The following is a 13,631-nucleotide window of genomic DNA, read 5'->3' on the forward strand; positions in this document are numbered from 1 at the left end:
GCCCGGCGGTGTCCCCCGCCACCGGGCTCCCGCCGGACGCGCCCGCCCATGCCAACCCGCTCCCGGGACTCCCCTGGGGAGCACGACACCACGCCGCCCGCGACGCCGGCGACGAGTGGCATGGGGCGGGACACCGTCCGCGCGGCGTGCGCTGGCACCAGGCGCGCGGCGGCACCGTGTCACGGCGCGACCTCGCTCACCGCTGGTCGCCGCCCCACCGCACTCCCGAGGCGACCCGCTGAGCACGACCGGCGGGCCGCACGGCACGCACCAGCGCAATCCGCCCCGAACCCGGCCGGCGGACCGAGGGGGTCGGAGCGGCTGGCCCCGCCTCCCCCCGGACGACCGGCCGGCGGCGCGGATCGCGGAACCGCCAGCGGTGGCGGCAGCGGTGGCGCCGGTGGGGGCGGGGAGACACCCCGCATGACGGGAGGATCACGGTGGTCACGAGGCGTGGACCGGCGGTCCCGCCACCGCATAGGGTGATCTCGTCCCGCTCGCGGTGGACTGGTCACAGGGGGCCGAGATGAGCCTGCCGATGGGGTTCTCCTTGCTGCGCGTCACCGCCGTCCGGCGGATCACCCCCCGCCTGGCGCGCATCAGCTTCGGCGGAGACCTCGACGGTTTCCGCGACGTCGCTCCCGACCAGCAGGTGAAGCTCTTCTTCGCCAAGCCCGGCCAGGCCGTCCCCGCCCCGCCGCCGATGCCGGAGGACGGCGACGCCCTGCGCTGGTACCAGGCGTACCTGGCGATGCCGGACGCGGAACGACCGTGGATGCGCGCCTACACGGTCCGCCGCCACGACCCGCGTGCCGGCCGCATCGACATCGACTTCGTGCTCCACGACCACGACGGCCCGGCCGGCACCTGGGCGGCGTCCGCCCGGATCGGTGACCTGGTGGGGATGGTGGGCCCCGCGCCCAGCCACCGCCGGACGGCGGTGGAGCACGACTGGCAGCTCCTCGTGGGGGACGAGACCGCGCTGCCCGCCATCGCGGCGATCCTGGAGAGGCTGTCGCCCGGCGACCGGGCGGTCGCCTTCGTCGAGCTCGCCGACCCGGCCGAGCGCCAGGTCATCGACAGCGCCGGAGACGTCGACCTGCGCTGGATCGGCCGCCGCCCCGGGGCGCACGGCGCGGCGTTGCTCGACGCCGTGCGCGCGGCCACGTTCCCGCCCGGTCGGGTGGCGCCCTGGATCGCCGGCGAGGCGTCGACCGTCCGGGCGGTGCGCCGCCACCTGGTCGGCGAACGCGGTGTCGACCGGCGGTCCATCGCCTTCACCGGCTACTGGCGCGTCGACCGCAGCCAGGACGACCCCGCCCCCGAGGAGGACCCCACCGACGCGGAGGACCGGGTGGCGCGCGCCTGAGCACCGGCCACCGCTCCCCGCGCCCCGACGCCGGGCCACCGCTCCCGACACCACGGGTGACGCCGGTGCCTCGCTAGACTCTCGGGCCCGTCCCCGTCAGGAGGCGACCCGCGCCCGTGAGGGGAGGAGCAACCCGTGACCGCCCAGCCCCTCCGGCTCTTCGGGGACCCCGTGCTCCGCGCACCCGCCGTCGAGGTCACGGCGTTCGACGACGACCTCCGCCGACTGGTGCGCGCCCTGTGGGACACGATGGAGGCCCACCGGGGCGCCGGCCTGGCCGCACCCCAGATCGGGGTGGGCCTACGGGTGTTCACCTACCACTGCGACGGCGCCGCCGGTCACCTCGTCAACCCCACCCTGGAGGTGCTGGGCGACGAGGTCCGGGAGGCCGGGGAGGGGTGCCTGTCCATCCCCGACCTGACCACCTCCTGCCGCCGCCACCGCTCCGTCCTGGCCCGTGGCTGGAACATGCGCGGGGAACCCGTGGAGGTGCGGGGCGGTGAACTGCTGTCCCGCTGCCTGCAACACGAGACCGACCACCTCAACGGGGTGCTCTACCTCGACCGGGTCTCCTCCGACACCCGGCAGGACGCCCTGGAGCGGATCCGGACGGCCGACTGGTTCGGTCACGGCCGCTCCACCCCCGACGACAACCCGAACCCGTCTCCCGGAAGGGGCCGCTGACTCGTGCGACTCGTCTTCGCCGGAACCCCGGAGGTCGCGCTGCCCTCGCTGCGCGCGCTGCTCGCCTCCCCACGGCACGAGGTGGCGGCGGTCGTCACCCGCCCCGACGCCCGCGCCGGCCGGGGCCGCCGCGTGCTGCGCTCCCCGGTCGCGGAACTCGCGGCCGACCACGGCGTGGAGGTCCTCTCCCCCGCCAGGGCCGGCGACCCCGAGTTCCGGGCCACCCTCACCGACCTGGCGCCGGACTGCTGCCCGGTCGTCGCCTACGGGGCGCTGCTCCCGCAGGCCACGCTCGACATCCCCCGGCACGGCTGGGTGAACCTGCACTTCTCGCTGCTGCCCGCGTACCGTGGTGCCGCCCCGGTGCCCGCCGCGGTGCGGGCCGGGGAGGACCACACCGGTGCGTCCACGTTCCGCCTGGTGCGTGAGCTCGACGCCGGCCCGGTGTACGGGGTGGTGACCGAACGGATCGACCGGCGGGACACGGCGGGGGACCTGCTGGACAGGCTCGCGGTGTCCGGGGCCGACCTGCTCCTCGCCACGCTCGACGGCATCGAGGACGGCTCGCTGCGGGCCCGGGACCAGCCGGCGGAGGGCGTCAGCTACGCCCCCAAGATCGAGGTGGCCGACGCCAGGGTCGACCTGACCAGGCCGGCCCTCGCGGTCGACCGCCTGGTGCGGGCCGTCACACCGGACCCCGGTGCCTGGGCGGAGTTCCGGGGCGAACGGTTGAAACTGGGCCCGGTGCTGCCGGTCGTGGTCGACGACCGACCGCCCCCGGGCCGGATCGTCGTGGAACGCCGGCGGGTGCTGGTGGGCACGGCGACCGACCCGGTGGTCCTCGGCGAGGTCCAGGCACCGGGGAAGAAGCGGATGGCCGCCGTCGACTGGGCGCGCGGCGCCCGAGTCGAGGCAGGAGAGGAACTGGCGTGAGCAACCCCGACCGACACGGCCGACGCAGGCCCCGACCGAACGACAGGTCCCGGCCGCCCCGGGGCAGGAAGGGACCGGCCCGACCCCCGGTGGAGGACGCCGCCAGGCAGGCCGCCCTGGACACGGTGGCGGCGGTCCGCGAACGCGACGCCTACGCCAACCTGGTGCTGCCCGGGCTGCTGCGGGAACGGCGGATCTCCGGCCGGGACGCGGCCCTGGCCACCGAACTCGCCTACGGCACCTGCCGGGCCAGGGGCCTGCTCGACGCCATCCTCGACGAGTGCAGCGACCGGCCCTTCGACAAGGTCGACGGCCCGCTCCAGGACGTCCTGCGGCTGGGCGCGTACCAGCTGTTGCGCACCCGGGTTCCCGAGCACGCCGCGGTGTCCACCACCGTGGATCTGGCCAGGGCCGCCGTCGGGTCCTTCGCAGCCGGGTTCGTCAACGCGGTGCTGCGGCGGGTGCTGGAGCACGACGAGGCGGGCTGGGTGGACCGGTTGGCTCCGGACCCCGCTCGCGACGCGGTGGGGAACCTGGCCTTCCGCCACGCCCACCCCCGGTGGATCGCGCAGGCCTTCGCCGACGCGCTCGGCGACACCGGCGAGGAACTGCGGGAGGCCCTGGCGGCCGACGACGCCCGGCCGGCCGTGCACCTGGTCGCCCGCCCCGGTGAGGTCAGCGCCGACGAACTCGCCGCGATGACCGGCGGCGACGTCGCCCCCTACTCGCCCTACGCGGTGCGGCTCGACCCCGGTGCCGGGGACCCGGCCGACCTGGAGCCGCTGCGGGAACAGCTCGCGGCGGTGCAGGACGAGGGCAGCCAGCTCGCGGCACTGGCGCTGACCAGGGCCCCGCTGACCGGGTCGGACCAGCGGTGGCTGGACCTGTGCGCCGGGCCGGGCGGCAAGGCGACCCTGTTGGGCGCGTTGGTCGGGCTGGACGGGGGCACCCTGGACGCCGTGGAACCGTCCGCGCACCGCGCCGCCCTGGTACGCGGGGTGACGGGCGACCTGCCGGTCACGGTCCACGAGGCCGACGGTCGCGCGCCGGAGCTGCCGGCCGGCTCCTACGACCGGGTCCTGGTCGACGCGCCGTGCACCGGGCTGGGAGCGCTCCGCCGCCGCCCGGAGGCCCGGTGGCGTCGCCAACCCTCGGACCTCGCGGCGTTGGCCCGGCTCCAACGGGAACTGCTGGCCTCCGCCCTGGGCCTGGTCCGACCGGGCGGGGTGGTCGCCTACGTCGTCTGCTCGCCCCACCTGCGGGAGACCGTGGAGACGGTGGACGACGTGCTGCGCGGCGGCGGGGTGGAACAGCTCGACGCCCGTCCCGCGTTCCCCGGGGTCGACCAGCTGGGCGACGGGCCGCACGTCCAGCTGTGGCCGCACCGGCACGGCACGGACGCGATGTTCTGCGCCCTCCTCCGGAAGCTCTGACCCACGAGGTCGCGCGCGGGCCGGCGCCGGACGCGGTCCGTCGGCCTCTGGTGGGGAGCCGTGGCCGGCCTGGTGGCGCTCGGATCGCCCGGGCGGTGGGTCAGTTGGCGGCTGCCGCCCCGCCGACCGGTCGGGTCGGCGGGGCGCGCGCACGCCGTCCCGCCCGCGCCTCCCGGGGTTCGCGGCCCCGACCCGGGCCGACGTCGCCCGCCGTTCGGCCGCGCCGCCCTTCAGAGCGGGTCGGGCGGATCCACCCGCACCCGGACCACCTCGGTGTCCTTCCGGGCGGACCGCACGGCCGTCGCCGCCGCCACCGCCGCCACCAGCTCCCGTCCGTGCTCGACCGGCACCCGCAGCAACACCCGCTCCCTCGGCCCGCCCGCGTCGTCGCCACCACCGGCTCCCGGCCCCGGCGCGCCCCGGGGCTCCACGGGGACCGGGCCGAGCACCTCGGCCGTCGGGGGGAGGGTGAGGGTGTCGAGCATCTCGGCGAGCGCGGCGGGACCACCGTCCAACGCGCACATCCGCACCGTCGGGGGGAAGCCGAGTTCCCGCCGCTCCGCCAGCTCCCGTGAGGCGTGCCAGGCGGGCGCCCACCGGACCAACGCCCGCACCGGGGACAACCCGGGGTCCGCGACCACCACCACCCGACCGCCCTCGCCGGCCGGTCGCACCAGGGCCGCGGCGGTGAACCAGCGGCGCAACGCCTCCTCGGCCGCCCGGAGGTTCGGCCGTCCCAGGAACGCCCACCCGTCCAGCAGCAGCGCGGCGCCGTACCCACCGGGAACGACGGGTTCGGCGCCCGGGGTGCACACCACCAGCGCGGGCCCGGCGGGGACGTCGTGCAGCACCTCCTCCCCCCCGGAGGTGCGCACCACCGCCCCCGGGAAGGCCCGGCCGAGCTCCTCCGCCGTCCGCCGCGCGCCGACGACGGTGGCCCGCAGGCGGCGGGAGCCGCACTGGGCGCACCGGAAACCCGCCTCCGGGCTGCCGCACCACCGGCAGGCCGGGGGCAGCGGCGTGCCGTCATCCCCCGCCGGCAGCGCCAACGGCCCGGCGCACCGCCGGCACCGGGCCGGGGCCCGGCAGCTCGCGCAGGCCAACGCCGGCACGTAACCGCGCCTCGGCACCTGCACCAGGACAGGTGCTCCCGAGGACAGCGCCGCCCGCGCCGCCTCGAAGGCGATCCCCGGCAGCCGCGCCGACCTGGCAGCCGGGTCCCGGGCCAGCTGCGTCTCGTCCCCGGCCGCGTCCACCCTGGGCGCGGCCACCCGGACCTGCTCCCGGGTGGGCGCGATCTCCCGCGCCCACCCGCTCTCGACGAACAGCTGGGCCTCCACGGAGCGGGTGAAGGCACCGACGAGCAGGGACGACCCGGCGACCCGCGCCCGCGTCGTGAGGATCTCCCGCACGTGGGGGTAGGGGACCCGGGGGAAGGCGTGCTCCTCGTCCCCGTCGTCCCAGATCGCCACCAGCCCCGGATCACGCACCGGGGCGAGCGCCGCCGCCCTGGTGCCCACCACGACCCGGGCCTGACCGCGCGACACCCGGAGCCACTGCCGGTAGCGCTTGGCCGGCCCGAGGTCAGCGGACAGGGTCGCCACCACGTCCGGCCCCATCAACGAGGCGCAGGCCTGCCCCACCCGGCGCAGGTCGCGGTAGTCGGGGACCACCAGCAGGGCCCCTCGACCGGTGGACGCGGCGGCCGCGGCGAGTTCGGCGAGACGCGCGGGCCAGTCCTCCCCCGGCATGGCCTGCCAGACCGCGCGCGCCGGGCGCCCCCCGCGCACCGCCTCCAGGAACGCGCCACCCAGGGGGTAGCGGTCCCATGCCTCCCCCGGTGGCGGTGCGGGGTCGGGGGCCGGCTCCCCGACCGGTTCCCGCTCCACCCTGGCGTGACGGGGAGGCACCGCCAGCCGGAGCAGGTCGTAGTGCGATCCGGCGTAGCGGTCGGCCAACGTCCTGGTGAGCTCCGCCATCTCCCGGTCGAACACCGGTTCGGGGGACACCACCCGCTCCAGCCACACCAGCCTGGCCGGGGGGACCTCGCTGCGCTCGACCCGCTCCAGCAGGAAACCGTCGAGGTGCTGCCCGGCGAACCGCACGCGGACCCGGACGCCCGGTGCGGCGTCCTCGTCGAGGTCGGCCGGCACGAGGTAGTCGAAGGCGTGGTTCAGGTGCGGGTTGGACAGGTCGACGCAGACCCTGGCGATCGGCAGGCGTTCCGCCGGCCTCCGCTCACCCCGTCGACCCGGGTCCCTCCCTGCCATACCGCCGGGTTTACCAGACCTCACCGACCCGGGGTGCCGGTGGTGCCGCCGGGGGCCACCCGGGGGAGCGGGCCGGTCCGGCCCGGGTGGTGGTCAACCGCCGCCGGGCCGGGAGGGGACCGGCGCGGCCGACGGCGGACCGGCCCTGAGCCCCCACCCCGCCGAACGATGCCAAACCCTTATTTGTGATTCCTCCCGCGACTTCCGTCAAGTTGGTTCACCCGCTCCAACAGAAAACAACTCTGACGGGCGACATTGATTTTGCCTGCCGAATACCCGCTTCTACGCTGCCCCGGAACGTGACACCTACCGCCGGACAGACAGGTGGACAACGCGCGATGACGACCTCGGCGACTCGGCCCACGCCCACGATCATTGAGGTAAGCCACCCGCCGCAGCCGAGGGGTTCGTCCTTCACCGTCTACCTGCGCACCACCGACCACAAACGGATCGGGCTGCTCTACCTGGTCACGGCGATGATGTTCTTCCTGGTGGGTGGCGTCCTGGCGCTGCTGATGCGCGCCGAACTCGCCCAGCCGGGGCTCCAGTTCCTCTCCAACGAACAGTACAACCAGCTCTTCACCATGCACGGCACGATCATGCTGCTGCTGTTCGCCACCCCCATCGCCTTCGGTTTCGCCAACTACGTCATGCCGCTCCAGATCGGCGCCCCGGACGTCGCGTTCCCCCGGCTGAACGCCTTCTCGTACTGGCTTTTCCTCTTCGGCGGCGCGATCGCGACCGCCGGGTTCCTCACCCCCGGCGGGGCCGCCGACTTCGGCTGGTTCGCCTACGCCCCGCTGCACAACGCCGAGCACTCGCCAGGGCTGGGCGGGGACCTGTGGGTGAGCGGCCTGATCGTCTCCGGCCTCGGCACCATCCTGGCCGCGATGAACGTGATCACCACGATCATCTGCCTGCGCGGCCCGGGGATGACGATGTTCCGGATGCCCATCTTCACCTGGAACATGTTGTTGACCAGCGTCCTGGTCCTGATGGCGTTCCCGATCCTGACGGCGGCGCTGTTCGGCATGATGGTCGACCGGCACCTTGGCGGAAACGTCTTCGACCCCGCCACCGGGGGCGCGATCCTCTGGCAACACCTGTTCTGGTTCTTCGGCCACCCCGAGGTCTACATCGTGGCGCTGCCGTTCTTCGGCATCGTCAGCGAGGTCATCCCGGTGTTCAGCCGGAAACCGCTCTTCGGCTACAAGGGCCTCGTCTTCGCCACCCTGGCCATCACCGGGCTCTCGGTCACCGTGTGGGCGCACCACATGTTCGCCACCGGGGCGGTGCTGCTGCCGTTCTTCGCCTTCACCTCGTTCCTCATCGCGGTGCCGACGGGGGTGAAGTTCTTCAACTGGATCGGCACGATGTGGCGGGGTCAACTGACCTTCGAGTCCCCGATGCTCTTCAGCGTGGGCTTCCTGGTGACCTTCCTGCTGGGCGGCCTGTCCGGGGTGCTGCTCGCCTCACCGCCGGTCGACTTCCACGTCTCGGACACGTACTTCGTGGTCGCCCACTTCCACTACGTGCTGTTCGGCACCATCGTGTTCGCGGTCTTCGCCGGCATCTACTTCTGGTTCCCCAAGATGACCGGCCGGATGCTGGACGAACGGCTGGCCAAGCTCCACTTCTGGACGACCTTCATCGGCTTCCACGGGACCTTCCTCGTCCAGCACTGGCTCGGGGTGGAGGGGATGCCCCGCCGCTACGCGGACTACCTGCCCAGTGACGGGTTCACCACGCTGAACACCCTGTCCACCGTGTTCTCGTTCCTGCTGGGCGCGTCGACGCTGGCGTTCCTGTGGAACGCGGTGAAGAGCTACCGCTTCGGGCAGCCGGTGACCGTGGACGACCCCTGGGGCTTCGGCAACTCGCTGGAATGGGCGACGAGCTCTCCCCCGCCCCGGCACAACTTCCTGGAACTGCCCAGGATCCGTTCGGAACGGCCGGCGTTCGAGCTGCACTACCCGCACATGATCGAGCGGATGCGCCTGGAGGCGCACACCGGCGGCGGTCACGGCCCGGCGGAGGACGCGCCGGCACCGTCCGAACGGGCCGCCCACGCCCTCCAGCCGCCGGAGGAGCGGCCCTCCGACCCGCGGGAACACTGATCGGGGAGCTTCCGGCAGGGGCGAGCGGGCGGCGGGTGGAGACCCGCCGCCCGAGGTGCGCCACGGGGCCGGGGGCGGCCCGGTCCGGCGGCCGGTACCGGGGATGGCGACGCCCCGACGGGGGATGGGGGTGGGTGCGGGTCAGGCGCCCGCGCTGGCCCGCAGCGCGTCCACCCGGTCCGCGCGCTCCCAGGGCAGGTCGAGGTCGGCCCGCCCGAAGTGCCCGTAGGCGGCGGTCGGCGCGTAGATCGGGCGCAGCAGGTTCAGGTCCCGGATGATCGCCGCCGGTCGCAGGTCGAAGACCTCGTTGATGGCAGCCTGGATCTTCAGCGGGTCCACCGTCTCGGTGCCGAAGGTCTCCACGAACAGGCCCACCGGGGCCGCCTTGCCGATCGCGTAGGCGACCTGCACCTCGACGCGGGTCGCGAGCCCGGCGGCGACGACGTTCTTCGCCACCCACCGCATCGCGTAGGCCGCGGACCGGTCGACCTTCGACGGGTCCTTGCCGGAGAAGGCGCCACCGCCGTGCCGGGCCATCCCGCCGTAGGTGTCGACGATGATCTTGCGTCCGGTCAGCCCGGCGTCGCCCATCGGGCCGCCCAGCACGAAACGGCCGGTCGGGTTGACCAGCAGGCGGACGTCGCTGGTGTCCAGGCCGATGTCGGCGATCTCCGGGGCCATCACCTGCTCGCGGATGTCGACGGCGAGCATCCGCTCCAGGTCGATGTCCGCCGCGTGCTGCGAGGAGACCACGACGGTGTCCAACCGCACCGGCTGGTCGCCGGCGTACTCGATGGTGACCTGCGTCTTGCCGTCCGGCCGCAGGTAGGGCAGCACGCCGTCCTTGCGGACCCTGGTGAGCCGGCGCGACAGCCGGTGGGCCAGGGCGATCGGCAGCGGCATCAGCTCGGGGGTGTCGGTGCAGGCGAAGCCGAACATCAACCCCTGGTCGCCGGCGCCCTGGCGGTCGATCTCGTCCTCGGCCCCGCCGACCCGGGACTCGAACGCGGTGTCCACGCCCTGCGCGATGTCGGGGGACTGCGCTCCGATCGCGACGTTCACCCCGCAGGAGTTCCCGTCGAAGCCCTTCGCGGAGGAGTCGTACCCGATGTCGAGGATGACGTCACGGACGATGGTGGGGATGTCGGCGTAGGCCTCGGTCGTGACCTCACCGGCCACGTGGACCTGGCCGGTCGTCACCAGCGTCTCCACCGCGACCCGCGAGCGCGGGTCCTTGGAGAGCAGGGCGTCCAACACCGAGTCGCTGATCGCATCGCAGATCTTGTCCGGATGTCCCTCGGTCACCGACTCCGAGGTGAACAATCTGCGCCCTTGCTCGCTCACGTGACTCTCCATCTGTTCTCCCTGCCCGGACCGTCCGAGGCGCCGCATGCTGATCCTGTCCGTAACCGACACGGGAACGCACGTGGATTCAGGCTAGCGTTGAGCCCTCGCCTCGATCTCGTCCGGCGGTGGCACGTGCCACCGCGTCCCAGAGTGTGGACGCCAGCAGGTTCTTACTGCCCACGGGGATCCGCCGTTCGGAGCCGTCGCCGCCCAACAACCAGCCGGAGTTGACCGGGACCTCGAAGGCCAGCCCGTCCCCGACGACGTTGACGAGCAGGAAGTCGACGCCCTTCCTGGCCAGCTTCGCCCGCCCGTGGTGCAGCGGGTCACCGGTCCCGTCACCGGTCTCCGCGGCGAAGCCCACCACCAGCTGACCGGGGCGCCGCCGCTCCACCAGCTCGGTGAGGATGTCGGGGTTGCGGACGAGGCGGACCGGTTCCGGGCCGCTCCCCGTCTTCTTGATCTTGGACGGCGCGGTCGACTCGGGCCGGAAGTCGGCGACGGCGGCGGCCATCACCAGGATGTCGGCCTCCGGCGCTGCCTCGTGCATGGCCTCGCGGAGCTCCGCGGCGGTGCGCACCCGCACGACGCGCACCCCCGAGGGCACGGGGAGGTCCGTGGTGTTCGCCGCCACCAGCGTGACGTCGGCGCCCCGCTGCGCGGCGACCCTGGCCAGGGCGTGCCCCTGCCGACCGGAGGACCGGTTGCCGAGGAACCGCACCGGGTCGAGGGGCTCGCGGGTGCCGCCGGCGGAGACCACGACCCGACGACCGACCAGGTCGCGGGGCAGCGCGTCCGCGCGGTCGAGCAGCAGCTCCGCGAGCTCGACGATCTCCTCGGGGTCGGGCAGGCGCCCCTTGCCGGTGTCGGAGCCCGTGAGCCGCCCGGAGGCGGGTTCCAGGACGACGACGCCCCTGCGGCGGAGGAGGGCCACGTTGTCCCTGGTCGCCGGGTGCTCCCACATCTCGGTGTGCATGGCGGGCGCCATCAGCACCGGGCACCGGGCCGTCAGCAGGGTGTTGGTCAACAGGTCGTCCGCGAGACCGTGCGCGGCCCTGGCCAACAGGTCAGCCGTGGCGGGGGCCACCAGCACCAGCTCAGCCTGACGGCCCAGCCGCACGTGCGGCACCTCGGGCACGTCCGCGAAGACGTCGGACCGGACGGGTTGCCCGGACAGGGCCTCGAAGGTGGCCGCTCCCACGAACCGCAGCGCCGAGGCGGTGGGCACGATCCGAACCCGGTTCCCCGCCTCGGTGAGCCGCCGGGAGACCTCGCAGGCCTTGTACGCGGCGATACCGCCGCCCACACCGAGAACGATGTCGTGGGCGGCTGCCGGGTTCGGGGTCACTCGCCTTCGGTGTGCTCGAGCAGGCCGCTGTGGATCTCGCGCAGGGCGATCGACAGGGGCTTCTCCCTGGGGCCGGGCTCCACCAGCGGACCGACGTACTCCAGCAGGCCCTCGCCGAGCTGGGCGTAGTAGTCGTTGATCTGGCGCGCGCGCTTGGCGGAGTAGATCACCAGGGCGTACTTCGAGCTGACCTGGCCGAGCAGGTCGTCGATCGGAGGGTTGGTGATGCCCTCCAGGTTGGTGCTCGACGGGGCACCGAGAGTGCCCAGTTCGGTGGGGGTGATCACGTGTGCGCTCCTGCTGTCGACGGTGTGGTCCGATTCTAGACGGCCATGCGTGCTCCGGGCCGGTGCCACGGTCGCGGGGCCGGCCGGTCGCCCGTGGCGGCCGGTGCGCGGACGTCTGTCAGGGGCCGTGGTCCGAGGCGTCCGCCGTGTTCCGGTGTCCTGCTCTCGGGTCAGGCCCGGTCAACAAGGCTAGCAACCGCTCGGCGGCGCTGTTCACGTCCTCGTTCACCACGACCACGTCGAACTCGGAACGGGCCGCGAGCTCGGCGCGGGCCGTCGCCAGCCGGCGCTCCACGACCTCCGGGCTCTCGGTGCCCCGGCCGACGAGCCGTTCCACCAGGACCTCCCAGCTGGGCGGCGCGACGAAGACCAGCAGGGCCTCGGGGAGCACCGCGCGCAGGCTCCTGGCGCCCTGGAGGTCGAGCTCCACGAGCGCCGGCCGGCCGCTGGCCACCCGGTCCTCGACCGGTTGCCTGGGGGTGCCGGAGCGGTGGGTACCGCCGTGGATCTCGGCCCACTCGAGCAGGTCGCCGTGCTCGATCATCTCGTCGAACCTGTCGGGGCCGACGAAGTGGTAGTCCCGGCCGTCCACCTCGCCCGGCCTGGGCTGGCGGGTGGTGGCCGAGACGCTGAACCACAGGTCGGGCAGCAGCTCACGAAGCCTGCCGACCACACTGCTCTTGCCTACGCCCGAGGGGCCGGCCAGGACGACCAGCCGACCCCTCTGATCAGGACTTCTCACTCCGCGCTGAACTCGGCGAGCAGCGCCTTGCGCTGACGGTCGCCAAGTCCGCGGAGACGACGACTGGGGGCGATTTCCAAGCGTTCCATGATCTGCTGCGCCCGGACCTTGCCGACACCGGGCAGGGCTTCCAGCAGGGCGGACACCTTCATCTTGCCCAGGACCTCGTTCTCGTCCGCGGCGGTCAGCACCTCCTTCAGGTTGGTGCCACCGCGCTTGAGGCGCTCCTTGAGCTCCGCCCGGGCACGGCGGGCAGCAGCCGCTTTCTCCAACGCTGCGGCCCGCTGCTCCTCGGTCAGCTGGGGAAGGGCCACGATCTCCTCCGTGGTGTGGGTTCCTCTGAATCGGTGCCGCGACCGTACCGACCGCGCGTGACGCGGCACAACACGGGTACGGCATATCCAGGCGATTTGGCCCGGACACCGCCAACAAACTGGCGTGGCGGCACAACGTACCGCTCGCCTCCGGACGGTTGTTACCCAGGGTACGGATCTTGTCCGAAGGGGATCCCGCCGGACGGCGGCCCGGGCACCAAATGAGATGATCTTGAATCAGGGAAGGGTGACGCACCTGCCCGGCGCGGCGGTGCGGCACGGTCCGGCGCCCACCGCCGGGCACCGGATCACCGCCATCACCGAGGAGGGGACCACCAGGTGGACGAGGCAGGAGGCCCCGACACACGCCACGGGACGTCTCGACTGGTCAGAGCGCTGTCGTGCTCCCCGCCGCCCTGATCCGGCCCCAGCCGGACCCCCGGCGGGAAGGGGGGCGGGGCGCCCTCGACCCCGGCGGCGGCGTCCGCTGGTACACCCTCCGCGCCCGACCCGAGGAGCGGCGCGGCGGCCCACCGCCGCCCGCCGCCAACCCGGCCGGGACGCGCCCACGGCCTCACCAGCGGCGGAGCGGTGGCCGGGGGTGAACTCCCCGACCCCGAACCCGAGGAGCGGCCTGGGGACGGTTGAAAGTGGCCACGCTCACAGCCGAAAGCGGGACATGGTCCGGTTCGCCTCCCGGCCACCGACCGATCCGCCGCCGACAACCGGTCCGAACCCGGCCACCTCCGGCCCACTCGCCCGCATCCCGGCGGCACCCGTCCGGCGG

Annotated in this window: 11 protein-coding genes; 5 read left to right on the forward strand and 6 right to left on the reverse strand. The window is 73.9% G+C overall.

The features are described 5' to 3' along the window. Positions 1-526 precede the first annotated feature (526 nt). From C1701_RS03220 to C1701_RS03235, 4 genes are all read left to right on the forward strand, one after another. Positions 527-1,369, forward strand: coding sequence for a siderophore-interacting protein (locus C1701_RS03220; RefSeq protein WP_026418856.1), 843 nt, complete (start codon positions 527-529; stop codon positions 1,367-1,369). A 135-nt stretch (positions 1,370-1,504) separates the two neighbouring features. Next, positions 1,505-2,053, forward strand: coding sequence for a peptide deformylase (gene def, locus C1701_RS03225; RefSeq protein WP_103055521.1), 549 nt, complete (start codon positions 1,505-1,507; stop codon positions 2,051-2,053). A gap of 3 nt (positions 2,054-2,056) precedes the next feature. Then, positions 2,057-2,986, forward strand: a complete 930-nt coding sequence (fmt, locus tag C1701_RS03230; protein WP_026418858.1) for a methionyl-tRNA formyltransferase — start codon at positions 2,057-2,059, stop codon at positions 2,984-2,986. Continuing rightward, a complete protein-coding gene (locus C1701_RS03235; protein WP_026418859.1) occupies positions 2,983-4,419 on the forward strand; it encodes an RsmB/NOP family class I SAM-dependent RNA methyltransferase in 1,437 nt (478 codons plus the stop codon). Before fmt ends, C1701_RS03235 begins: the two co-directional genes overlap by 4 nt. Before the next feature lie 230 nt (positions 4,420-4,649). Here C1701_RS03235 and C1701_RS03240 read toward each other — a convergent pair whose 3' ends face one another. Next, positions 4,650-6,689 carry a primosomal protein N' gene (locus C1701_RS03240; protein ID WP_103055523.1) on the reverse strand — a complete coding sequence of 680 codons (2,040 nt, stop codon included), beginning with the start codon at positions 6,687-6,689 and terminating at the stop codon, positions 4,650-4,652. Positions 6,690-7,027: 338 nt separating this feature from the next. Between C1701_RS03240 and ctaD the strand changes: the two genes are divergently transcribed. After that, positions 7,028-8,806 carry an aa3-type cytochrome oxidase subunit I gene (gene ctaD, locus C1701_RS03245; protein ID WP_081715433.1) on the forward strand — a complete coding sequence of 593 codons (1,779 nt, stop codon included), beginning with the start codon at positions 7,028-7,030 and terminating at the stop codon, positions 8,804-8,806. Positions 8,807-8,947: 141 nt separating this feature from the next. Here the strand turns inward: ctaD and metK are convergent, their stop codons facing one another. The 5 genes from metK to mihF form a co-directional block, all read right to left on the reverse strand. Then, positions 8,948-10,150: a methionine adenosyltransferase gene (gene metK, locus C1701_RS03250; RefSeq protein ID WP_026418861.1), complete on the reverse strand. Its 1,203-nt coding sequence runs from the start codon at positions 10,148-10,150 to the stop codon at positions 8,948-8,950. An 88-nt stretch (positions 10,151-10,238) separates the two neighbouring features. Further along, positions 10,239-11,501, reverse strand: a complete 1,263-nt coding sequence (gene coaBC, locus C1701_RS03255) for a bifunctional phosphopantothenoylcysteine decarboxylase/phosphopantothenate--cysteine ligase CoaBC (protein WP_103055525.1) — start codon at positions 11,499-11,501, stop codon at positions 10,239-10,241. Next, positions 11,498-11,788 carry a DNA-directed RNA polymerase subunit omega gene (gene rpoZ, locus C1701_RS03260; protein ID WP_051313960.1) on the reverse strand — a complete coding sequence of 97 codons (291 nt, stop codon included), beginning with the start codon at positions 11,786-11,788 and terminating at the stop codon, positions 11,498-11,500. The genes coaBC and rpoZ overlap by 4 nt, the downstream gene beginning before the upstream one ends. Positions 11,789-11,906: 118 nt before the next feature. Beyond that, the gene (gene gmk, locus C1701_RS03265) at positions 11,907-12,461 is read right to left on the reverse strand and encodes a guanylate kinase (protein WP_026418864.1); all 555 of its coding nucleotides are present in this window, start codon (positions 12,459-12,461) and stop codon (positions 11,907-11,909) included. 65 nt (positions 12,462-12,526) lie between these two features. Further along, positions 12,527-12,844, reverse strand: a complete 318-nt coding sequence (gene mihF, locus C1701_RS03270) for an integration host factor, actinobacterial type (protein WP_026418865.1) — start codon at positions 12,842-12,844, stop codon at positions 12,527-12,529. Between the last annotated feature and the right edge of the window lie 787 nt (positions 12,845-13,631).

Origin of the sequence: Actinoalloteichus sp. AHMU CJ021, from assembly GCF_002895405.1 — a bacterium.
Taxonomy (GTDB): domain Bacteria; phylum Actinomycetota; class Actinomycetes; order Mycobacteriales; family Pseudonocardiaceae; genus Actinoalloteichus_B; species Actinoalloteichus_B caeruleus.